24 protein-coding genes are annotated in these 22994 nt (G+C 53.0%); 17 read left to right on the top strand and 7 right to left on the bottom strand.

The window, feature by feature from the left end; translation table 11 throughout:
* The first annotated feature begins 101 nt into the window (after positions 1 to 101).
* On the top strand, positions 102 to 443 hold the full coding sequence (locus ACLJRE_RS06375) for a DUF1283 family protein (protein WP_006623066.1): 342 nt from the start codon (positions 102 to 104) through the stop codon (positions 441 to 443).
* A 35-nt stretch (positions 444 to 478) separates the two neighbouring features.
* On the top strand, positions 479 to 1039 hold the full coding sequence (speG, locus tag ACLJRE_RS06370; protein ID WP_000199997.1) for a spermidine N1-acetyltransferase: 561 nt from the start codon (positions 479 to 481) through the stop codon (positions 1037 to 1039).
* A 40-nt stretch (positions 1040 to 1079) separates the two neighbouring features.
* Here speG and ACLJRE_RS06365 read toward each other — a convergent pair whose 3' ends face one another.
* Positions 1080 to 1790 (bottom strand): YnfC family lipoprotein, encoded by a 711-nt coding sequence (locus ACLJRE_RS06365; protein ID WP_023212735.1) that lies wholly within the window; start codon positions 1788 to 1790, stop codon positions 1080 to 1082.
* Positions 1791 to 1893: 103 nt separating this feature from the next.
* Here ACLJRE_RS06365 and ACLJRE_RS06360 point away from each other — a divergent pair, with 103 nt between their 5' ends.
* From ACLJRE_RS06360 to clcB, 11 genes are all read left to right on the top strand, one after another.
* Entirely contained in the window at positions 1894 to 2202 is a 309-nt protein-coding gene (locus ACLJRE_RS06360; RefSeq protein ID WP_000975516.1) for a DUF1161 domain-containing protein, read from the top strand.
* Between the two features lie 156 nt (positions 2203 to 2358).
* Positions 2359 to 4797 (top strand): selenate/tellurate reductase subunit YnfE, encoded by a 2439-nt coding sequence (gene ynfE / locus ACLJRE_RS06355; RefSeq protein ID WP_023212734.1) that lies wholly within the window; start codon positions 2359 to 2361, stop codon positions 4795 to 4797.
* A 98-nt stretch (positions 4798 to 4895) separates the two neighbouring features.
* Entirely contained in the window at positions 4896 to 7331 is a 2436-nt protein-coding gene (ynfF, locus tag ACLJRE_RS06350) for a selenate/tellurate reductase subunit YnfF (RefSeq protein ID WP_001530143.1), read from the top strand.
* Positions 7332 to 7341: 10 nt separating this feature from the next.
* Positions 7342 to 7959, top strand: a complete 618-nt coding sequence (gene dmsB, locus ACLJRE_RS06345; protein ID WP_000213072.1) for a dimethylsulfoxide reductase iron-sulfur subunit DmsB — start codon at positions 7342 to 7344, stop codon at positions 7957 to 7959.
* Between the two features lies 1 nt (position 7960).
* A complete protein-coding gene (locus ACLJRE_RS06340; protein WP_000534706.1) occupies positions 7961 to 8818 on the top strand; it encodes a dimethyl sulfoxide reductase anchor subunit family protein in 858 nt (285 codons plus the stop codon).
* 42 nt (positions 8819 to 8860) lie between these two features.
* Positions 8861 to 9475 carry a Tat proofreading chaperone DmsD gene (dmsD, locus tag ACLJRE_RS06335; protein WP_000206565.1) on the top strand — a complete coding sequence of 205 codons (615 nt, stop codon included), beginning with the start codon at positions 8861 to 8863 and terminating at the stop codon, positions 9473 to 9475.
* 304 nt (positions 9476 to 9779) lie between these two features.
* Positions 9780 to 10490 (top strand): osmoprotectant ABC transporter permease OsmY, encoded by a 711-nt coding sequence (osmY, locus tag ACLJRE_RS06330; RefSeq protein ID WP_000557304.1) that lies wholly within the window; start codon positions 9780 to 9782, stop codon positions 10488 to 10490.
* A 28-nt stretch (positions 10491 to 10518) separates the two neighbouring features.
* Entirely contained in the window at positions 10519 to 11421 is a 903-nt protein-coding gene (gene osmX, locus ACLJRE_RS06325; protein WP_001211193.1) for an osmoprotectant ABC transporter substrate-binding protein OsmX, read from the top strand.
* Positions 11422 to 11430: 9 nt separating this feature from the next.
* A complete protein-coding gene (osmW, locus tag ACLJRE_RS06320) occupies positions 11431 to 12078 on the top strand; it encodes an osmoprotectant ABC transporter permease OsmW (RefSeq protein WP_000379677.1) in 648 nt (215 codons plus the stop codon).
* Positions 12078 to 13226, top strand: a complete 1149-nt coding sequence (gene osmV, locus ACLJRE_RS06315) for an osmoprotectant ABC transporter ATP-binding protein OsmV (protein ID WP_000593093.1) — start codon at positions 12078 to 12080, stop codon at positions 13224 to 13226. Before osmW ends, osmV begins: the two co-directional genes overlap by 1 nt.
* A 135-nt stretch (positions 13227 to 13361) precedes the next feature.
* Positions 13362 to 14651 carry a voltage-gated ClC-type chloride channel ClcB gene (gene clcB, locus ACLJRE_RS06310; protein WP_000554918.1) on the top strand — a complete coding sequence of 430 codons (1290 nt, stop codon included), beginning with the start codon at positions 13362 to 13364 and terminating at the stop codon, positions 14649 to 14651.
* On the opposite strand, the gene bioD is transcribed toward clcB, so the two are convergent.
* The 3 genes from bioD to ACLJRE_RS06295 form a co-directional block, all read right to left on the bottom strand.
* A complete protein-coding gene (gene bioD, locus ACLJRE_RS06305; RefSeq protein ID WP_000919206.1) occupies positions 14607 to 15302 on the bottom strand; it encodes a dethiobiotin synthase in 696 nt (231 codons plus the stop codon). The two genes, clcB and bioD, sit on opposite strands and share 45 nt — an antisense overlap.
* Positions 15303 to 15427: 125 nt before the next feature.
* The gene (gene mlc, locus ACLJRE_RS06300; protein ID WP_000225094.1) at positions 15428 to 16648 is read right to left on the bottom strand and encodes a sugar metabolism global transcriptional regulator Mlc; all 1221 of its coding nucleotides are present in this window, start codon (positions 16646 to 16648) and stop codon (positions 15428 to 15430) included.
* 127 nt (positions 16649 to 16775) lie between these two features.
* A complete protein-coding gene (locus ACLJRE_RS06295; protein WP_023212211.1) occupies positions 16776 to 17675 on the bottom strand; it encodes a LysR family transcriptional regulator in 900 nt (299 codons plus the stop codon).
* 119 nt (positions 17676 to 17794) lie between these two features.
* Between ACLJRE_RS06295 and ACLJRE_RS06290 the strand changes: the two genes are divergently transcribed.
* Positions 17795 to 19048: an MFS transporter gene (locus ACLJRE_RS06290; RefSeq protein WP_000091786.1), complete on the top strand. Its 1254-nt coding sequence runs from the start codon at positions 17795 to 17797 to the stop codon at positions 19046 to 19048.
* 66 nt (positions 19049 to 19114) lie between these two features.
* Here the strand turns inward: ACLJRE_RS06290 and ACLJRE_RS06285 are convergent, their stop codons facing one another.
* Positions 19115 to 19207: a KPN_01571 family protein gene (locus ACLJRE_RS06285; protein ID WP_001068154.1), complete on the bottom strand. Its 93-nt coding sequence runs from the start codon at positions 19205 to 19207 to the stop codon at positions 19115 to 19117.
* 235 nt (positions 19208 to 19442) lie between these two features.
* Between ACLJRE_RS06285 and asr the strand changes: the two genes are divergently transcribed.
* Together asr and ACLJRE_RS06275 are read left to right on the top strand one after the other, a co-directional pair.
* Positions 19443 to 19691, top strand: coding sequence for an acid resistance repetitive basic protein Asr (gene asr, locus ACLJRE_RS06280; protein WP_023208193.1), 249 nt, complete (start codon positions 19443 to 19445; stop codon positions 19689 to 19691).
* A gap of 268 nt (positions 19692 to 19959) precedes the next feature.
* A complete protein-coding gene (locus tag ACLJRE_RS06275) occupies positions 19960 to 20781 on the top strand; it encodes a trypsin-like serine peptidase (protein WP_000549638.1) in 822 nt (273 codons plus the stop codon).
* A gap of 39 nt (positions 20782 to 20820) precedes the next feature.
* Here the strand turns inward: ACLJRE_RS06275 and mdtI are convergent, their stop codons facing one another.
* Together mdtI and mdtJ are read right to left on the bottom strand one after the other, a co-directional pair.
* Complete coding sequence (mdtI, locus tag ACLJRE_RS06270) at positions 20821 to 21150, bottom strand: multidrug/spermidine efflux SMR transporter subunit MdtI (protein WP_001183821.1); 330 nt, start codon at positions 21148 to 21150, stop codon at positions 20821 to 20823.
* Positions 21137 to 21499 (bottom strand): multidrug/spermidine efflux SMR transporter subunit MdtJ, encoded by a 363-nt coding sequence (gene mdtJ, locus ACLJRE_RS06265; RefSeq protein WP_000500279.1) that lies wholly within the window; start codon positions 21497 to 21499, stop codon positions 21137 to 21139. Before mdtJ ends, mdtI begins: the two co-directional genes overlap by 14 nt.
* 417 nt (positions 21500 to 21916) lie before the next feature.
* Between mdtJ and ACLJRE_RS06260 the strand changes: the two genes are divergently transcribed.
* On the top strand, positions 21917 to 22951 hold the full coding sequence (locus ACLJRE_RS06260; RefSeq protein ID WP_001118264.1) for an AI-2E family transporter: 1035 nt from the start codon (positions 21917 to 21919) through the stop codon (positions 22949 to 22951).
* Positions 22952 to 22994: the final 43 nt, after the last annotated feature.

Genomic DNA, 22994 nt, shown 5'->3' with positions numbered 1-22994 from the left:
ACGGTTATCCGGCCATTCTTGTGTATATGCCAGGCATAAGGATTGGTGTAGAATTTACAGGTGGTTTACCGCTTTTTCCCCTCTAATGAAAGGATGTTGTGATGAACAATACGCTGAGCAAACGCCTGTGCCTGACGGCAATGCTTACGTTGGCGACCGTTGTATATACTACTTCCGCATTCGCTGAAACCAGTAAACTGGTGATTGAATCGGGAGATAGCGCACAAAGTCGTCAGGAAGCGGCGATGGAAAAGGAACAATGGAACGACACTCGCAGTCTGCGTCAGAAAGTGAATACCCGCGCAGAAAAAGAGTGGGACAAAGCCGATGCCGCCTTTGATAACCGCGATAAATGCGAGCAAAGCGCCAACATCAACGCCTATTGGGAGCCCAATACGCTGCGGTGTCTGGATCGTCGTACAGGTCGCGTTATTACGCCCTGATGCAGGATAACTAAAAGGAAGTGTAAGGATACAGTATGACAAGTGACTACAAGGTCAGACTGCGCCCGCTTGAGCGTGAAGATTTACGATTTGTCCACCAGCTTGATAATAATGCCAGCGTTATGCGTTACTGGTTTGAAGAGCCGTATGAGGCTTTTGTCGAACTGTCGGATCTCTACGACAAACACATCCACGACCAAAGCGAACGGCGCTTTGTCGTCGAATGTGACGGTGAAAACGCCGGGCTGGTAGAACTGGTGGAAATTAACCATGTGCATCGGCGGGCGGAATTTCAGATTATTATTTCGCCGGAGTACCAGGGAAAAGGCCTGGCGTCACGCGCGGCCAAACTGGCGATGGATTACGGATTTACCGTACTCAATCTCTATAAATTGTATTTGATCGTCGATAAAGAGAATGAAAAAGCGATTCACATCTACCGTAAACTCGGGTTTAGAGTAGAAGGCGAGCTGATTCATGAGTTCTTCATTAACGGCGAATACCGTAACACCATCCGCATGTGTATCTTCCAGCAGCAGTATCTGGATGAACATAAAACGTCCGGTTCTACGCTCCTGAAACCCACCGCGCAGTAAACGCGGCGCGGCAGTCACGGAGAGTCGCACCGCGCCCGGTTTAGTAGTAATCGATACGATTTTTAATGGTGTAATGGTGGGACACTGCCGGCTTAACGCTCTCATCGACGATAACAAGCCGGCAGTCAACAGGGTTCGCGTACGCATCATATTCGCAGCTCTGTGTGACGTTGCCGACCTGTCGATCATCCACCCGGCTGACTGCCGTGTAATCCAGCTTTTTACGCGGGTCCGCGGAGGGTTTTGCCGTCACAGAGAGCGTATTCTGCGAGCTTATGGTTGTCTTACCTAGCGGATAACCTTCGCTATCATAGCGATACTCGACTTTCATCTCTTTGCCCGTCGCCGATACCACAAAACCGTTGTCGTCCGTTTCCCAGGTCACGCCCGCCGAAGGCAACGCCGCCAGCTGGCACTTCCCCTGTAACTGCACCTTTTTTTCCAGCGTCTGAGCATCCCGGTAATAATTGGCATCCAGCACGAGCGCCAGCCCCGTATTATTCTCCAGATCGTGTAACTCAAGCGTATCAAAACAGCCTTCCTGTGAAAGCGTACCGGTGACCTGCTTCGCCACTTCGCCATTCTCACTCATCAATGTCTGGCTGAAATCCTTTACCGGACCACGTAATGGATCAAAATCAAATTCGTTCGAAAAACTGGCCATTTCCGGCGTAAAAGACTCAAGGGATTTCGGGTTATCACAACCAGCCAGTATCATGCACAATAACGTCAGTAAAAGGGGTTTCTTCACACGTATCACCAGGATGAAAAGATATTTATCATCATATTAGCAAATACAGTTATTTACACGAAAAATGCTAAGCTTAGAACATCGTCATTAATCACAGGAGTTCATGATGAAAATCGCAACTGCAATAGCCGCTCTGGCGTTAGTCAGCGCCCCCTCGCTGGTGATGGCGGCACCGGGATCGTGCGAGAGAGTAAAAAGCGATATTGAACAACGTATCATCAATAACGGCGTGCCGGCAGATAATTTTACGCTCACTATCGTTCCTAACGACCAGGCCGATCAGCCGGACTCACAGGTGGTGGGCCATTGCGCGAACGACACGCATAAAATTCTTTATACCCGCACCAGCAGCGGCAATGCGCCAGCCAATACCTCTCCCGCTCAAGACGGTTCATCCGCCGAACCGCAATAATCTCCTCCTGCCCTCCGGGTCCGGAGGGTAACGCTCTTTGACATGGATTAATAATCCTTACTCCCAAAGGGGTAAACTCATTACATCATTAGCATGTTAATAATTTCGTTATAGTTATCAATATATAGCGAAATAATAACGACAATGGAGTGAGTGATGCCCGGAGAAAAGCAACAAACAGGCGTTAGCCGCAGGACGTTAGTGAAATCAGCGGCGCTTGGCTCACTGGCGCTGGCTGCCGGAGGCGTATCTTTACCGTTTGGGATGCGTACCGCGGCCGCGGCGGTGCAGCAGGCCATGCGCAACGAAGAAGATAAAATCGTCTGGGGCGCCTGTTCGGTCAACTGCGGCAGTCGCTGCGCCCTGCGTCTGCATGTAAAAGATAATGAAGTCTGGTGGGTTGAAACTGATAATACTGGCGACGATGTCTACGGCAATCATCAGGTTCGCGCCTGTCTGCGGGGCCGTTCAATCCGTCGGCGCATTAACCATCCGGATCGCCTTAACTATCCCATGAAACGCGTTGGCCGCCGCGGCGAAGGCAAATTTGAACGCATTAGCTGGCAGGAAGCGCTGGACACCATTAGCGCCAGCCTGAAAAAGACCGTAGAGACCTACGGCAATGAAGCCGTTTATATCCACTATTCATCCGGCATCGTAGGCGGCAACATAACCCGCTCGTCGCCTGCCGCCTCGCCGGTGAAGCGTTTGATGAACTGCTACGGCGGTTCGTTGAATCAATACGGCTCATACAGTACCGCGCAAATTTCTTGCGCCATGCCCTACACCTATGGCTCCAACGACGGCAACAGCACGTCTGATATCGAAAACAGTAAACTGGTGGTCATGTTCGGCAATAATCCGGCTGAAACACGCATGAGCGGCGGCGGCATTACCTGGTTTCTGGAGCAAGCGCGTGAACGCTCAAATGCGCGCATGATCGTGATAGATCCGCGCTATACCGATACCGCTGCCGGACGTGAAGACGAGTGGATACCGATTCGCCCCGGCACCGACGCCGCGCTGGTGGCGGGAATTGCCTGGGTATTGATTAACGAAAATCTCGTTGACCAGCCTTTTCTCGACAACTATTGCATCGGCTACGATGAAAAGATCCTTCCGGCTGACGCGCCCCCCAATGGCCATTATAAGGCTTATATTTTGGGCCAGGGCGAGGACGGTATCGCCAAAACGCCGCAGTGGGCGTCACACATTACCGGCATCCCCGCCGATCGGATTATCAAACTGGCGCGCGAGATAGGTAGCGTCAAGCCGGCCTACATCTGTCAGGGTTGGGGGCCGCAGCGTCAGGCGAACGGCGAACAAACCGCTCGCGCCATCGCCATGTTACCGATTCTGACCGGCAACGTCGGCATTCATGGCGGTAACAGCGGCGCACGCGAATCTACTTACACCATTACCATTGAACGTCTGCCGGTCCTGGAGAATCCCGTTAAAACCGCCATCTCCTGCTTTAGCTGGACGGACGCCATTGCGCGCGGTCCGGAAATGACCGCCCTGCGCGACGGCGTACGCGGCAAAGATAAACTGGATGTTCCGATCAAATTTCTATGGAACTACGCTGGCAACACCCTGATTAATCAGCATTCGGATATTAATAAAACCCATGAAATTCTTCAGGATGAAGCGAAATGCGAAATGATTGTGGTCATCGACAATTTTATGACCTCTTCCGCGAAGTACGCCGATATTTTACTGCCGGATCTCATGACCGTCGAACAGGAAGATATCATCCCCAATGATTACGCCGGCAATATGGGATATCTGATTTTTATCCAACCGGCGACGACGCCTAAGTTCGAGCGCAAGCCCATCTACTGGGTACTCAGCGAAATCGCCAGACGCCTCGGCGACGATGTGTATCAGCGGTTTACCGAAGGCCGAACACAGGCGCAATGGCTGCAATATCTGTACGCCAAAATGCAGGCAAGAGATCCGGCATTGCCCGCGTATGACGAGCTGAAAAAAATGGGCATCTATAAACGCAAAGATCCCAACGGCCATTTTGTCGCCTATAAAAAATTTCGTGAAGATCCGCAGGCCAATCCGTTAAAAACGCCGTCCGGCAAAATCGAAATCTACTCGAGCAAACTCGCTCACATCGCCAGTACCTGGGAGCTGGCGGAAGGCGACGTGATAAGCCCACTGCCGATTTATACCCCTACTTTTGAAGGATGGGACGATCCGAAACGGAACACCTTCCCGCTACAGCTGTTTGGCTTTCACTATAAATCCCGTACCCATTCAAGCTACGGCAATATTGATGTTCTGCAGGCCGCCTGTCGCCAAGAGGTGTGGATAAATCCGCTCGATGCGCAAAAACGCGGTATCGCGAATGGCGATAAGGTTCGCGTCTTTAACGATCGTGGAGAGGTGCGTCTACCCGCCAAAGTCACGCCGCGTATTCTGCCCGGCGTCAGCGCGATGGGTCAGGGCGCATGGCATAATGCGGATATGGCTGGCGATAAAATTGACCACGGCGCCTGCATCAATACGCTCACGACGCTGCGTCCTTCCCCCCTGGCAAAAGGGAATCCTCAACATACAAATCTGGTGGAAATCGAAAAAATCTAAGCCGCCTGCTCCGGGACGTTTTTACGCGCCCGGGGCTCCCCGTTTTGCGAACACAACAACATTTAAAACTCTTTTTTGGATGAGCATAGTGAGCTGTTATGAAAATCACCAACCCTGAGGCATTAATGGCGGCCAGTATCAGCCGACGAAGCCTGGTGAAAACCTCCGCTATCGGTAGCCTTGCGCTTGCCAGTAGCGCTTTCACCCTTCCGTTCTCCCGCATCGCCCACGCCGCAGCAGACCTCGCATCTGGCAATGTGGCAGAAAAAGCGGTCTGGAGTTCATGTACCGTTAACTGCGGCAGCCGCTGTCTGCTACGCCTGCACGTAAAAGATGACACCGTATATTGGGTTGAATCAGATACCACGGGCAACGATGAATATGGCAACCATCAGGTACGCGCCTGCCTGCGCGGTCGTTCCATTCGTCGCCGGATGAACCACCCCGATCGCCTGAAATATCCGATGAAACGCGTTGGTAAACGTGGAGAAGGCAAATTCGAACGTATCAGTTGGGATGAAGCGTTGGATACCATCGGCGATAACCTGAAACGTATCCTCAAGGACTACGGCAACGAAGCGGTACATGTGCTTTACGGTACCGGCGTGGACGGCGGCAATATCACCAATTCTAACGTACCGTATCGCCTGATGAACGCCTGCGGCGGCTATCTCAGCCGTTACGGTAGCTACAGCACCGCCCAAATCAGCGCGGCCATGAGCTATATGTTCGGCGGCAACGACGGCAACAGTCCGGATGATATCGCCAATACAAAACTGGTGGTGATGTTTGGCAATAACCCCGCGGAAACACGTATGAGCGGCGGCGGCGTGACATACTATGTCGAACAGGCGCGCGAACGCTCCAACGCCCGGATGATCGTCATTGACCCGCGTTATAACGACACTGCCGCCGGCCGCGAAGACGAGTGGCTGCCGATTCGCCCAGGTACCGATGGCGCGCTGGCGGCGGCAATCGGCTGGGTGCTGATTACCGAAGATCTTATTGATAAACCGTTTCTGGATAAATACTGCATCGGCTACGACGAAACCACTCTGCCCGCCTCGGCCCCGCGTAACGCGCACTATAAAGCCTATATTTTGGGTCAGGGCGAAGACGGTATTGCTAAAACGCCGCAATGGGCCGCGCAGATTACCAGTATTCCGGCGGAAAAAATCATTCAACTGGCGCGGGAAATCGGCTCGGCGAAACCGGCTTACATTTGCCAGGGCTGGGGACCGCAACGCCACTCTAACGGGGAGCAGACCGCACGCGCAATCGCCATGTTGTCTGTACTCACCGGTAACGTCGGCATAAATGGCGGTAATTCCGGCGTGCGCGAAGGCACCTGGGATCTGGGCGTCGAATGGTTTTCTATGCTGGAGAACCCGGTAAAAACCCAGATTTCGGTCTTTACCTGGACCGACGCTATCGATCATGGCGCGGAAATGACCGCCACACGCGACGGCGTGCGGGGAAAAGACAAGCTCGACGTGCCGATCAAATTTTTGTGGTGCTACGCCAGTAATACGCTGATCAATCAGCATGGCGATATCGCCCACACCCACGAGGTGCTTCAGGACGACAGTAAATGTGAAATGATCGTCGGCATCGAGCACTTTATGACCGCGTCGGCAAAATATTGCGACATTCTGCTGCCTGATTTAATGCCGACCGAGCAGGAAGATCTGATTTCCCACGAATCCGCAGGCAATATGGGCTATGTCATTCTTGGTCAGCCCGCCACCTCGCCGAAATTTGAAAGAAAGCCCATTTACTGGACGCTCAGTGAAGTGGCTAAACGGCTTGGTCCGGACGTATACCAGACCTTCACAGAAGGCCGCACGCAGCATGAGTGGGTCAAATACCTGCACGCAAAAACCAAAGCGCGTAACCCGGAAATGCCGGATTACGAAGAGATGAAACAGACAGGGATTTTCAAGAAAAAATGCCCGGAGGAGCACTACGTCGCTTTCCGCGCCTTCCGCGAAGACCCTGCCGCCAACCCACTGAAAACGCCGTCCGGTAAAATCGAAATCTATTCCGAGCGTCTGGCAACCCTCGCCAACACGTGGGAGCTGAAGAAAGATGAGATTATCCATCCTTTACCCGCCTATACGCCAGGCTTTGACGGTTGGGACGATCCGCTTCGTCAGCGCTACCCGCTACAGCTAACCGGCTTCCACTATAAAGCGCGTACCCACTCCAGCTACGGCAATATCGACGTCCTGCAACAGGCGTGTCCGCAGGAGATCTGGATCAACCCGATTGATGCGCAAGCGCGCGGCATTCAGCACGGCGACACCGTGCGGGTCTTTAACCAGAATGGAGAGATGCTCATTCCGGCAAAAGTCACGCCGCGCATATTGCCTGGCGTCACCGCTATCGGCCAGGGCGCCTGGTTAAATGCCGACATGTTTGGCGACAAAATCGATCGCGGCGGCTCCATTAACATTCTGACGTCGCACCGGCCTTCCCCACTGGCGAAAGGTAATCCGTCACACAGTAATCTTGTTCAGGTTGAAAAGGCGTAAGGAGTAACCGATGACAACCCAGTATGGATTTTTTATTGATTCCAGTCGTTGCACCGGTTGCAAAACCTGCGAACTGGCCTGCAAGGACTACAAAGATCTCACTCCCGACGTTAGTTTCCGGCGGATATATGAATACGCAGGCGGCGACTGGCAGGAAGATAACGGCGTCTGGCACCAGAACGTCTTTGCCTACTATCTCTCCATCTCCTGTAACCACTGCGAAGACCCGGCCTGTACGAAAGTCTGCCCGAGCGGCGCGATGCACAAGCGCGATGACGGTTTTGTGGTGGTGAATGAAGAGGTCTGTATCGGCTGCCGCTACTGCCACATGGCCTGCCCGTACGGCGCGCCGCAGTACAACGCCGCCAAAGGTCATATGACCAAGTGCGACGGCTGTTATGACCGGGTGGCGAAAGGCAAGAAACCAATTTGCGTGGAATCCTGTCCGCTGCGGGCGCTGGACTTTGGTCCGATAGACGAACTGCGCAAAAAACACGGTGAGCTGGCTGCCGTCGCGCCGCTGCCGCGCGCGCATTTCACGAAGCCGAATATTGTGATTAAACCCAACGCCAACAGCCGCCCGACCGGGGACACTACCGGTTATCTGGCCAATCCGAAGGAGGTATAAGATGGGAAGTGGATGGCATGAATGGCCGTTGATGATCTTCACGGTCTTTGGTCAGTGCGTGGTCGGCGCGTTAATCGTTAGCGGACTGGGCTGGCTGACGGCAAAAGACGATACCATCGCCCGTCAGCGCATCGTGCGCAGCATGTTTTTTCTGTGGCTGGTGATGGGAGTGGGATTCCTCGCGTCGATTATGCATCTCGGCTCGCCGATGCGTGCGTTTAACTCGCTTAACCGCGTAGGCGCTTCCGCACTGAGTAATGAAATCGCCGCAGGATCGGTGTTCTTTGCCGTAGGCGGCATCTGGTGGCTGGTGGCGGTACTCGGTAAAATGCCCCCGGCGCTGGGTAAAGTGTGGCTGCTGGTCAGTATGGCGCTCGGCGTTGCATTCATCTGGGCAATGACGCTCGTTTATCAGATAGATACCGTGCCAACCTGGTATAATGGCTACACCACGCTGGCCTTTTTCCTCACGGCATTCCTGTGCGGCCCGGTGTTTGCGGCGCTACTGCTACGCATCGCGCGCGTCCCATTTTGCAGCGTGACGTTTGCCAGTATTAGCGGCCTGGCGTTGGTGGTGTGCGTGGCGGTCATCGTACTACAAGGGCTGTCTCTCTCAACCATTCACAGTTCCGTGCAACAGGCCAGCCATCTCGCACCGGATTACGGTATGCTACAGGTCTGGCGCATTGTCTTGCTTGCTGCCGGATTAGGCTGCTGGCTATGTCCGCTAATCCGTCGCCGCGAACCGCATACCGTTGGTTTGCTGCTCGGTGTCGTGCTGGTGCTGGCGGGCGAAATTATTGGCCGCGGACTTTTTTATGGCCTGCATATGACCGTAGGTATGGCCGTCGCAGGTTAATTTATGCGTGCGGGGCGACCCGCACCTTTCGGGATTGTTTGAATGACCACTTTTTTACAACGTGATGATTTTGCAGTAACGGCGCGTGTTCTCGGCGCGTTGTTTTATTATTCGCCGGAAAGCCACGAAACCGCTCCTCTGGTTCAGGCGCTATTAACCGACGACTGGCAGGCGCAGTGGCCGCTTGATGCCGAGGCGCTTGCGCCTGTGGCGGCTATGTTTAAGACCCACAGCGAAGAGTCGTTGCCACAGGCCTGGCAGCGTCTGTTTATCGGCCCTTACGCTCTGCCGTCTCCGCCGTGGGGTTCCGTCTGGCTGGATCGTGAGAGCGTATTATTTGGCGATTCTACATTGGCGCTACGTCAGTGGATGCGCGAAAACGGAATTCAGTTTGAAATGCAGCAAAACGAGCCAGAAGATCATTTTGGGTCGCTGTTGCTGCTGGCGGCCTGGCTTGCCGAGAATGACCGTCATCATGAATGCGAACAACTCCTGGCCTGGCATCTGTTTCCGTGGTCGTCCCGCTTTCTGGACGTATTTATCGATCATGCCGGGCATCCGTTTTATCAGGCGTTGGGGCAACTGGCGCGTCTGACTCTGGCGCAATGGCAAGCTCAACTCATTATTCCCGTCGCTGTAAAACCGTTATTCCGTTAATCCCCACAAAAGGCAGGATTTTACCTGCCTTTTCTCCCATTGCGGCCTATTTTTATCTACAAAAAGTGACAACGTCACACTACGTTTCTATTTTTAAGATAATTCTTTATCGTGAATGTTCACGCGAAGCCGCATAAGGGCAAAACATAATTGTTAATAGATGTTTAACAGTGTTAAACATCACGCTCCGCTGGAATCCTTCCCAACCTGTTGCTATAGCTCAAAGTACCCTGCCGGAACATGGCATAACAACACGCGACTCTTAACGTCGCCATAACACATGCAAACAGGGAGACACACCGCAATGCACACCCTCACCCTAAAACGCGTACTTGGGTTCACTATCGTCATTTTGCTGTTACTGGCGCTGTTTATCTGGGGAATCGGTCTGGAGACGCTGAAAGCGCGTCAGGTCGATCTGCTGTATCTCGGACAACGGCATTTGATGCTGGTCTTTACGTCCATGTTTTTTGCTTTACTGGTCGGTATCCCGAGTGGGATTTTACTCAGCCGACCTGCGGCAAAAGGATTTGCTGAATATGTCATGCAAATCTTTAATGTTGGTAATACCTTGCCGCCACTGGCCGTCCTGGCCTTAGCGATGGTGATTATCGGGATCGGCGATACGCCCGCCATTGTCGCGCTATTTCTGGCCTCCCTTCTGCCTATCGTCCGCAATACCTATGCGGGCCTCTGTTCCGTTCCCGCCTCACTGATTGAAGCGGCGAACGGGATTGGGATGACAAAATGGCAGCGGCTTCGCCAGGTAGAGCTACCTAATGCGTGGCCAGTGATGCTGTCCGGTATTCGCATCGCGACCGCCATCAATGTCGGCACCGCGCCGCTGGCCTTTCTGATCGGCGCCAGCAGCTACGGCGAGCTGATTTTCCCGGGAATTTATCTCAACGATTTTCCGACGTTGATCCTCGGCGCAACGGCCACGGCGTTATTCGCGCTGATTCTTGACACTCTGCTTGCCTGGTTTGGGCGACGCCTTAGCCCTCATACCGTTTGAACGCATAAATAACAATAAGGAGCGTTAAATGAGATTCAAAAAACACCTGTTAGGATGGCTTGCCGCAACGCTGTTGTTCAGTAGCCAGACGCAGGCCGCGCCGCTGGTTCTCGCCACCAAAAGCTTTACCGAGCAGCATATTCTTTCCGCTATGACCGTTCAGTATTTGCAGAAGAAAGGCTTTCAGGTTCAGCCGCAAACCAATATCGCCGCGGTGATTTCACGTAATGCGATGGTGAATAAACAAATTGATATTACCTGGGAATACACCGGTACATCGCTGATTATTTTCAACCGTATCGATAAGCGCATGAGTCCACAGGAAACCTACGACACGGTAAAACGCCTGGATGCGAAGCTGGGCCTGGTATGGCTCAAACCGGCTGACATGAACAATACTTACGCGTTCGCGATGCAGCGCAAACGCGCCGAGTCGGAAAATATCACCACCATCTCGCAAATGGTGGCAAAAATCGAACAGGTCCGGCAGAACGATCCTGACCACAACTGGATGCTCGGCCTCGATCTGGAATTTGCCGGGCGCAGCGACGGAATGAAGCCCCTTCAGCAAGCCTACCAGATGCAGCTTGATCGCCCGCAAATACGACAGATGGACCCAGGGCTGGTCTATAACGCCGTTCGGGATGGGCTGGTTGACGCCGGGCTGGTCTATACCACCGACGGACGGGTGAAAGGGTTTGATCTGAAAGTGCTGGAAGATGATAAAGGCTTCTTCCCAAGTTACGCTGTCACGCCCGTAGTGCGTAAAGAGGTGCTGGAAGCCAATCCTGGCCTTGATGACGCCTTAAACACCCTTTCCGGCCTGCTCAATAACGATGTGATATCGACCCTAAACGCCCAGGTCGATATCGAGCATCGCACGCCGCAACAGGTAGCCCATCAATTTTTGCAGGACAAAGGTCTGCTGTAAGGAGCGCCTATGGATACGATACATTATATGCTGGATAACGCAGGCTATCTCGCCAGCCTTACCTTTCAGCATCTCTGGCTGGTCGCGCTGGCCGTCGGTCTGGCGATTATCATCGGCGTACCGTTAGGCGTTTTGATTGTACGCCACAAATGGCTGGCAACGCCGGTATTGGGCGCCGCCACGCTACTTCTTACCATTCCGTCTATCGCGCTGTTTGGATTAATGATCCCGCTCTTTTCGCTGATCGGGCATGGTATTGGCGTTCTGCCCGCCGTGACGGCCGTTTTTCTCTACTCTTTACTGCCGATTGTCCGTAATACCCATACTGCGCTTGATAGTTTGCCGCCCGGTCTGCGTGAAGCGGGACGCGGCATCGGTATGACTTTCTGGCAACGGCTGCGCTGGGTCGAAATCCCAATGGCCCTACCGGTTATTTTCGGGGGTATCCGCACCGCGGTAGTGATGAATATCGGCGTGATGGCGATTGCCGCGGTGATCGGTGCCGGCGGTCTGGGGCTGCTACTGTTAAACGGCATTAGCGGCAGCGATATTCGCATGTTAATTGCCGGCGCGCTGATGATCTGTCTACTGGCAATTGTACTTGACTGGCTGTTGCATCGTCTGCAAGTCGTACTGACACCTAAGGGGATACGATAATGATAAAACTGGAAAATCTCACCAAACAATTTGTACAGAAAAAGGGTCAGCCGCTAAAAGCCGTCGACAACGTCAACCTGAACGTGCCGGAAGGCGAAATGTGCGTCTTACTCGGTCCCTCCGGCTGCGGCAAAACCACCACGTTAAAGATGATCAACCGGCTGATCGCGCCCAGCAGCGGTAATATTCTTATCAACGGCGAGAATACCAACGATATGGATACGGTAACGCTACGCCGCAATATTGGGTATGTTATCCAACAGATCGGCCTGTTTCCTAATATGACGATTGAAGAAAATATTACCGTTGTGCCGCGCATGTTGGGTTGGGACAAAGCACGCTGCAAGCAACGCGCCGAAGAGTTGATGGACATGGTGGCGCTGGATGCCAGAAAATTTCTGCATCGCTATCCAAAGGAGATGTCCGGGGGACAGCAGCAGCGTATTGGCGTGATCCGCGCTCTGGCCGCCGATCCGCCGGTACTGCTGATGGATGAGCCCTTCGGCGCGGTGGACCCAATTAACCGCGAAGTGATCCAGAACCAGTTTCTGGATATGCAGCGTAAGCTAAAAAAGACCGTGATGCTGGTCAGCCATGACATCGACGAAGCGCTAAAGCTCGGCGACCGTATCGCCGTGTTCCGTCAGGGGCGAATTGTACAGTGCGCCAGTCCTGATGAACTGCTGGCCAAACCGGCTAACGAGTTTGTCGGGTCGTTTGTCGGTCAGGACAGAACGTTAAAGCGTTTGCTACTGGTCTCCGCAGGCGATGTGACCGACCAACAGCCAACCATTACCGCGCGGCCTTCCACGCCGTTAAGCGAGGCGTTCGGCATTATGGATGATCACGATATTCGCGCCATTACCGTCATTGACAACGACGGTAAGCCACTGGGATTTGTGAAGCGCCGGGAAGCGCGGAACGCCAGCGGAATCTGCGCCGATATCACCCATCCTTTCCGTATTACGGGCAAAGCGGAAGATAATCTGCGTATTGTGCTGTCCAGATTGTACGAAAGTAATACCAGCTGGATGCCGATCGTTGATGAAGACGGACGCTATAACGGTGAAATCTCTCAGGATTACATCGCCGATTATCTCAGCTCAGGCCGCACGCGTCGGGCGCTAAATATTCACGAAAGCAGCTAACGTTGCCGCCGGATGGTCTCTCGCTATCCGGCAATATCATTATTGTACGCAATATTATATGGCACATAGTGCTTTTGCGTCTGACGCCATTTCCCCGCAGAATAGGCTATCCTGAAACTCCCTGTTTACCTGCTCATGCATCGTTTACACGCTTACCCGGATCTGCGCGCGATGTTTCGTCGCCTGCTGATCGCTACGCTCATTGGTATTCTCGCGGCGCTGGCTGTCGCCGCCTTCCGTCATGCGATGCAATTGCTGGAGTGGATTTTCCTGAGTAATGACACCGGCAGTCTGGTGAATGCGGCTGAGGGGCTTTCGCCCTGGCGACGGCTGATTACGCCGGCGCTTGGCGGCCTGGCCGCTGGTCTGTTGCTGTGGGGGTGGCAAAAAATGAACCAACAGCGCCCCCATGCGCCCACTGACTATATGGAAGCATTGCAAACCGACGGGCAATTTGACGTTGGCGCCAGTCTGGTGAAATCGCTGGCCTCGCTGCTGGTCGTGGTCAGCGGCAGCGCAATTGGTCGCGAAGGCGCAATGATCCTCCTCGCCTCGCTGGCGGCATCCAGCTTTGCCAGACGCTTCACGCCGCGTGAGGAATGGAAATTATGGATCGCCAGCGGTGCCGCTGCGGGCATGGCGGGCGCTTACCATGCGCCGCTGGCGGGCAGCCTGTTTATCGCGGAAATCCTGTTCGGTACCTTAATGCTGGCTTCCCTCGGCCCGGTTGTCGTTTCCGCCGTCGTCGCCCTGCTAACCACCCATGTATTAAACGGTAGCGATTCACTACTCTATACCGTACATCTGACCGTTGATCTCCACGCGCGGGAGTACGTCATGATAGTCAGTACCGGTCTGGTCGCCGGTCTGTGCGGCCCATTGCTGATGTGGCTGATGACGGCCAGCCATAATAGTTTCTTACGCTTAAAATTGTCGCCGCCCTGGCAACTGGCGTTGGGCGGGCTTATTGTCGGATTACTGTCGTTACTCACGCCCACGGTATGGGGAAACGGCTATAGCGTCGTACAATCATTTTTGCTCTCCCCGCCGCTATTCTCGCTGATTGGCGGAATTTTTGTGTGCAAAATCCTGGCGGTGCTCGCCAGCAGCGGGTCTGGCGCGCCGGGCGGCGTCTTTACGCCAACATTATTTGTCGGATTATCAATTGGAATGTTTCTGGGTCGGATATGGGGATTCTGGCTGCCAGGCTCGGATGAAATAGCGATTTTATTGGGGCTGGCGGGTATGGCGACGCTACTGGCGGCGACAACCCATGCGCCGATAATGTCCACCCTGATGATTTGTGAAATGACCGGCGAGTATCAGTTACTCCCCGGTCTGCTGATTGCCTGTGTAGTCGCGTCAGTGCTCTCGCGAACGTTACGCCATGATTCTATCTACCGCCAGCACGCTGCCGAGCATTGACAAACGAATATACTGCCCCAGCTCACGCTGCTCGGCGCGCGGCAGGTACGGCAACTCGCCAATCAGCGGCGCTGGCAGTTTTTTCCCAAGCACATCAATAATTTCAGCATAATGCGCCAGGCCAGGATTGATACGATTCGCCACCCAGCCAATTAATGGCAGTCCATCGTTAGCGACAGCTTGCGCAGTCAGTAGCGCATGATTAATGCACCCCTCCTGAATCCCTACCACCATCAATACCGGTAACTGTTCCTGTACCACCCATTCGGACAATGGACGTAAATCATTCATCAAACTACGCCAGCCGCCAGTACCCTCCACAACCACGTGGTCCACTTTATCGCTCAGGCTCGCCAGACCGTTGGACAGCAAGGTGTAATTTATAGGACAGCTATGCGCGACGCTGCTTTCTTCTTCGCTTAACGCGATCGGATTAATCGCCTCATACGGCAACTCCAGCGAAGAGACGCTTTGCAATACCAGCGCGTCTTTGTTGCGCATCCCTTCTGCAGTCTCTTTGCTCCCTTTAGCGACAGGTTTATACCCTGCAACGCTCTTACCACCCGACGCTAACGCTTGTAGTAATGCGCGGGAAACCACCGTCTTCCCAACAGAAGTGTCTGTACCTGTAATAAAGAAACGCTTCAGCATCACTAACTCCACCGTTATGCTTCGAAAATATAAGCCAGGAAAATAATACAGTGGAGAAAGTCTAAGATATGGCAAGGGCAATCAGCTTGAGTTAGCGCAAATTTTTGTACAACAGTTAAAAAATGTTAACCCTGTAATAGACGAATCAACAAAGAGCCGTTATACATCGCGTCTTTTACCAACGCCGCCCCGGCCATCGTGCCCTGGTTGGTAAACTGCGTGCTTTCCACAACCGTGTTCCTGCTGTAGGCAGGCAGCGCCTGCTGACGGATACTGTCAGCAATGGCCGGAAAAAGGATATCAGCCGCTTTACTTAGCGGCGAACCAATAAGAATTTTTTGCGGATTAAATAAATTCACCATGATAGCCAGAATGCGTCCGACATGCGCGCCAACGCCGCTAATAATATCTTTTGCTAATAGATCTCCCTGCATCGCCGCCTGACACAGTGAATCTACCGTTAACGGCTGGCCGTGCAACATTGAACTCATCGACTGATTAAGCCGAAGCTGCGTAAGTTCCAGCACGCTATCGACGCTGGCGATGGTCTCCAGACAGCCATGATTACCGCAATAACAGCGCTTACCATAAGGATCGACCTGGGTATGCCCAATCTCTACCAGACTGCTACTGCCCGCATGAAGCAAATGACCGTCGGTGATAACGCCCGCCCCCACATTATGATCAATCACCACCTGGATAACGTCGCGCGCGCCGCGTGAGGCGCCAAAAAGCGCCTCTGCCATCGTCCAGGCGCTAATATCATGCTGAATGTAAACCGGTACGCCGGTGTGCCGCTCCAGCGCATCTCCCAAAGGCATCTCTTTGACATCTTCGTAATACGGCATCCGGTGCACAACGCCGTTTTCGGTATCGATAATGCCCGGTAACGTAATGGCAATGGAGGTCAGACGCTCCAGTTTCTGCTGATGGCGGGTAAAAAACCGATCAACGTGCGTAATAATTCGCTCAAGCAACGGAGTGGCTTCGGTTAACGGCAGCGGCAGACACTCTTCTACCACCAGTTTGCTGCTAAGATCGCGTAGCGCAAGGAAAATTTCGCCACGGCTAATACGAATAGATAAATAGTGCCAGGCTTCCGTTTCCACCATCAGCCCGACGGCGGGACGTCCACGACTGCCCGCCTCTTTAATTTCAAGTTCCTGAACCAAATGCGCTTCCAGCATTTCGCGAACAATTTTCGTAATACTGGCAGGCGCCAACTGCGCCAGACGAGACAGGTCAATTCGCGATACCGGTCCGAGCTGATCAATCAGGCGATACACTGCGCCAGCATTGGTCTGCTTAATTTGATCGATATGCCCAGGCTGACTATCAGCAACCACCGCTCACTCCCTTTATTTTCGCGCTCCGAAATAATCTGTGTGCTATGGTGAAACACTTCAATACTCGCCGTCAACTTTTTGCTTAGCCGTGTGATTAACTGCACATTTTCACCCTTTTAAAGCGTAATTAATCCCGTCGGGCAGCCAGTAATAGCAGTTGGCAAAACCGCTGTACGGCATGACTCTGTTCATGATGCTTTGGCCATACCAGCCACATTTCAGATACGGCGTCCTCTTCTGCCAGGGGAACCCAGCGCATCTCGCTCATCTGTACACGCTTAAAGGATGCCGGCAGAATCGAGACACCCAGTCCCGCCGCCACCAGACCGATAATGGTCATTGCCTCGCCAACCTCCTGCGTGATGGTCGGCGACAGGTTATAGCGCCGCATCAGGCCGAGAATATCGTCGTAGAGGCCCGTCCCGACATGCGGATCGAAAAAGACGAAAGGTTCTTCCGCCAGTTCTGTCAGACTGACGACCGGCTTTTGCGCCAGCCGATGTTCGCGCGGGATCATGGCCATAAGCGGCTCATGCAAAATCACCTCGCGATTAAGTGTGTCGGGCAGCGGCGTATTCCGCAGCAAGCCAATATCCAGTACGCCTTCGTTGAGCGGCGCGATTTGCTCACGCGTATTCATTTCACGCGTTTGCATATGCACCCCCGGATAGGTCTGGCGGAACAGCGAAAAGGTATGCGATACCGCCCGAATAAAAGGCGCTGAAGACGTAAAGCCAATACGGATTTCTCCCGCTTCGCCCTGATGCAACCGCTCGGCGCGAGCGGCGGCGTCGTTTACCAGACTCAGGATGTGTCGGCTATCCACCAGAAACTGTCGCCCGGCGGCGGTTAACGCTACGCTGCGGTTGGTCCGCGCCAGTAATCGCGCGCCGACCTGCTGCTCCAGAATTTGTATCTGCTGACTCAGCGGCGGCTGCGAGATATTGAGGCGCGCGGCGGCGCGACCAAAATGCAGCTCTTCTGCTACCGCCACAAAGTAACGTAAATGACGTAATTCGATATTCATATTTTTAACGTCTTATTTGAGACAATTAATATATTAGACAGAATATTTTGCTTTTTCTATGCTTTACATGTCGGTTATACCCGTCTCCTGTTGACGGAGATGTAAAGCAAGGATTTAACGTGAGTCGTACAACTATTCTCGATGACGCCACGGCGAGCGATATCGATGAACAATGCCATTCTCAGCCGGTTCAATTTATTAAACGCGGTACAGCGCCTTTCATGCGCGTCACGCTGGCCCTTTTTTCCGCGGGCCTGGCGACTTTCGCGCTCCTTTATTGCGTTCAGCCTATACTACCGGTACTTTCCCAGGAGTTTGGCGTCTCCCCCGCCAGCAGCAGCGTTTCACTTTCTATTTCTACCGCCATGCTGGCTATCGGCTTACTTTTTACTGGCCCGCTTTCTGATGCGATAGGCCGTAAACCGGTGATGGTCACCGCCTTGTTATTAGCCTCCTGCTGCACATTGTTATCAACCATGATGACCAGCTGGCATGGTATTCTGATTATGCGTGCGCTGATCGGTCTATCGTTAAGCGGCGTCGCCGCGGTGGGAATGACCTACCTGAGCGAAGAAATCCATCCCAGCTTTGTCGCTTTCTCCATGGGGCTCTATATTAGCGGTAATTCCATCGGCGGGATGAGCGGGCGTTTATTAAGCGGCGTCATGACCGACTTTTTTAACTGGCGCATCGCGCTGGCGGCCATCGGATGCTTTGCGCTGGCGTCCGCGCTGATGTTCTGGAAGATTTTACCCGCCTCACAACATTTCCGTCCCACGTCGCTACGGCCTAAAACGCTATTTATTAATTTCCGTCTCCACTGGCGCGATCGGGGGTTACCTCTGCTGTTTGCGGAAGGCTTTTTACTGATGGGCGCGTTCGTCACCCTGTTTAACTACATTGGCTATCGCCTGATGCTCTCCCCCTGGGAATTAAGCCAGGCCGTGGTCGGACTGTTATCCGTAGCCTATCTCACCGGCACATGGAGCTCGCCGAAAGCTGGCGCAATGACCTCACGCTATGGCCGGGGGCCGGTGATGCTGTTCTCTATCGCAGTAATGCTGGGCGGGCTTTTACTGACACTTTTTACCTCGCTTTGGCTGATTTTTGCCGGAATGCTGCTTTTTTCCGCCGGCTTTTTCGCCGCGCACTCCGTGGCCAGTAGTTGGATTGGCCCGCGTGCGCGCCGGGCGAAGGGACAGGCCTCGTCACTTTATCTTTTCAGCTATTATCTGGGGTCCAGTATCGCCGGGACGCTAGGCGGCGTATTCTGGCATAGTTACGGCTGGAACGGCGTAGGCGGTTTTATCGCGCTAATGCTGGTGCTGGCCATCCTGGTCGGGACGCGGTTACATCATCGTCTTCACGCCTGAAAAGAAATAATCCGGCGATAGCAACGTGCGCTATCGCCGGGCTGGTTTCACGCCACGACTCACTGTTTACCACAGACCTGTCAAGCTTGATACTCCCATGACTTCTCTGATTGCATCCAGCGCCAGAAGCGTAAATACCACCCAGATTATCGGATTCATATACGGTGTACTTGTTATTCTGGAGAGCGAATATTACCGACTCTGCGACCAAAAATAACGGCCGGTAACGTAAAGCTACCTATTATGGTGGGGGCTGACATCGCGTTACCGGGGGATTGTACATAGCGTTACATGCCGAAACCAATCACTCACGGAAGCCTTTTGATAACAGCGATATAGTCATTTCACCGGCCCCGCAGTGGGGTTGAATGAAAACCAAATCGAGGGTATCAAAATGAAAAAAGTATTAGCTCTGGTTGTTGCCGCTGCAATGGGTCTCTCTTCCGCAGCATTCGCGGCTGAGACTGCAACGCCTGCGAAAACCGCAACGCCTGCCAAAACACCCCAGACCACCCAGCACCACAAAAAGCAGCATAAGAAAACCGTTGAGCAAAAAGCGCAGGCGGCTAAAAAGCACCAGAAAAAAGGTGGTAAAGCGCCAGCCAAAACCACGTCAAAACCAACTACTCAACCGGCTGCGTAAGTCGTAACATGCTGCGGCGCGCCCCCGCGCCCGTTTTTACGGCGCTAAATTGTTCTGGTTTAGCGCCGCCTTCCGGGAGGGCAAAAAAGTGTCTCGCTACCGCTTTGAGCTCATTCTTATCGTGCTTATTTTATGCGCCGTTATTGCCACGCATTTCTATCTTTCCTGAGTGTAGTTATCTGATTTTACTCCCACTTTCTTACCGTCACGTCTATAGTAGTACTGAGGGTTTGTTGTTAATAATCATAATTACCCACCAGAGTGTGATATGCATAAAACCATTGCTGTATTACTGGGCATAGTGTGTTTTTTACCGGTTATGGCGAAAGCCGGGGAGGCTGAAACAGACGCCACGGATGCCAGCGACGTTAAAACGCTTTTTTTTAACCATGACGATCGGGTGCCCGTCGCCGATCCTACCCAATCACCGTGGGATGCCATCGGGCAACTAGAGACCGCCAGCGGTAATTTGTGTACGGCAACGCTTATCTCCCCGCATATCGCCCTGACAGCAGGTCACTGCCTGCTAACGCCACCGAAAGGAAAACCAGACAAGGCGGTTGCGCTGCGTTTTGTGGCGCGAAAAGGAGTATGGCGCTATGAAATCCACGGCATTGAAGGCCGCGTTGAACCGTCGCTGGGCCGACGTCTGAAAGCGGATGGCGATGGCTGGATTGTGCCGCCTGCCGCGGCAAGCTGGGATTTTGGTCTGGTAATATTGCGCTACCCACCTTCCGGTATCACGCCAGTGCCTTTATTTACCGGCGATAAAGCGGCGCTCACTGCGGCGTTGAAAGCCGCAGACCGAAAAGTCACGCAGTCCGGTTATCCGGAAGATCATCTGAATGCGCTCTATTCCCATCAGGATTGCGTCGTGACCGGCTGGGCGCAGAATGCCGTACTCTCACACCAGTGCGACACCTTACCTGGCGACAGCGGCTCGCCGCTCTTATTGCACACGGATAGCGGATGGCAGCTCATTGGCGTACAAAGCTCCGCCCCTGCGGCTAAAGATCGCTGGCGCGCCGATAACCGCGCTATATCCGTCACCGGCTTTCGCGATAAGCTGAAAGCACTGGCGCAGGATTAATGCGGGAATCGCTGCCTGAACCGACAGGCAGCGATCGTCTCAGGCAAATTTGATCATGACCATTCCGGCGAGCAGCAATATCACGCCAACCCAGCCTTTGGGGTTTAAGCGCTGACCGAAGAGCACCCAGCCCGCCGCCAACGTGGCGGCAATACCAAAACCGCCCCATAATGCATACGCCACCGACAGGTCTATCCCTTTAACCGCCTGGGAAAGCGCGCTGAAGGCGGCCAGAACAGCGGCAAGCGATAAGATGCCATAGCATTTACGGCGAAAGCCGTCCGAAAATTTCAACAGTACGTTAGCCGCGATTTCCAGCATTATTGCCAGCCCAAGCCAGGCGCCGTGTATCCATTCAAATTGTTGCACGAGCCGCCCCCTTCACCGGTTTGCCGGGTTTACGCGTCCCTGATTTGATCAATACGATGCCGGCGACCAGCGTCAGCAAGCCGGCAATCTTCATGGTTGATAATGCTTCATCAAATAGCAGCACGCTAAAAATGGTAATAAATAAAATGCCGATCCCTTCCCATAAGGCATACGCCACACCCAGGGCAATCTTTTTTACCGCAAAGGAAAGAAATATATATGACAGCGTGATCATCACCAGCATTAAAATAAAACCCGCATTGCCATTACCCACGCTAGCCCATTTCATTGAGAGCGTGCCGGTAATTTCAGTCGCGATAGCCAGAGCTAATAAAATCCAGTAAAACATGACACTTCTCCTGCATGAGAATATACTCTTTCGAGTCTGCTGCACGCAGCAAACTAAAAAATAAAATCAGTTAGCACAGCGCGTTGCGCCAGCTCAGGCAGAAGTGAGAGACTAAAGTGCGTTACGCCAGTGCTGCTCGCCAATAAGCAGGAAAAAGGAGGTAGAGTGAAGATGCGTTTGCGTGGAGAAAAAAGTGCTGAACATATTGTCCATAATATTACAATTATCCGCAGTGTTGCTTCTCGTCATCGCGGATGATAATTGTCCTCGGTAGTTGAACACGCCTGATTTGTATCATAAGCCAGGAATTAACTCAAAATATTTTCACTTCTTTACCTGAAGTGTTTGATTTTAACCAGAACAGGTCGACCGACATCACATTATTATTCGAGTCGGCATCAGAAAACAGGGACTGATATGGCAAAACCGATCATCACGCTCAATGGTCTAAAAATCGTCATTATGCTGGGAATGCTGGTGGTTATTCTGAGCGGTATCCGCTTCGCCGCAGATATCATTGTTCCCTTTATTTTGGCGTTATTTATTGCAGTCGTTCTCAATCCCGTTGCGCAACGGATGACCCGATGCCGAATTCCGCGCGTTATCGCCGTATCATTGCTCATTGTGATTATTGTTATGTTAATGGTACTGCTACTGGCCTATTTGGGGACATCATTAAATGAACTGGCTCGTACCCTACCACAATATCGCTCCTCATTGGTGATACCGTTGCAACGTATTGAACCGTGGTTACAGCGAGCAGGCATTGGCGTGTCGGTTGATGAGCTGGCGAAATATATCGATCCAAACGCCGCCATGACTCTGGTAACGAACCTGCTCACCCAGCTGTCCAATGCCATGTCGTCCATCTTTTTATTGTTATTGACCGTGGTATTTATGCTGCTGGAGGTTCCACAATTGCCTGAAAAACTGCAGCAGATGATGAGCCGTCCGGTGGAAGGCATGGCGGCAATTCAACGCGCGCTTGATAGCGTTTCCCATTATCTGGTGTTAAAAACAGCGATCAGTATCGTGACGGGGCTGGTCGCATGGGGAATGCTGGCCGCGCTGGATGTCCGCTTCGCCTTTGTCTGGGGTCTACTGGCCTTCGCGCTGAACTATATTCCTAATATTGGATCGGTGCTCGCTGCCCTGCCGCCCATTATTCAGGTGCTGGTATTTAACGGGTTTTATGATGCGCTGCTGGTGCTGGCAGGCTATCTGCTGATTAATCTGGTCTTCGGCAATATCCTTGAGCCACGTATCATGGGACGTGGTTTAGGCCTTTCAACCTTAGTGGTATTTTTGTCGTTAATTTTCTGGGGCTGGCTATTAGGTCCGGTGGGCATGTTGCTCTCCGTTCCGTTAACCATCATTGTCAAAATCGCCCTCGAACAGACCACCGGCGGGCAGAGTATCGCCGTTCTGCTTAGCGATTTAAACAAAAGATAAAATGCAATACATACACAAAATCATTCAAGATGCATCGCGGCGG

The sequence above is a fragment of the Salmonella sp. SAL04157 genome (genome assembly GCF_046551635.1).
In the GTDB taxonomy this organism is placed as follows: domain Bacteria; phylum Pseudomonadota; class Gammaproteobacteria; order Enterobacterales; family Enterobacteriaceae; genus Salmonella; species Salmonella enterica.
Note: the sequence above shows the minus strand (reverse complement) of the source record. Positions and strands in the feature narration are given on the sequence as shown.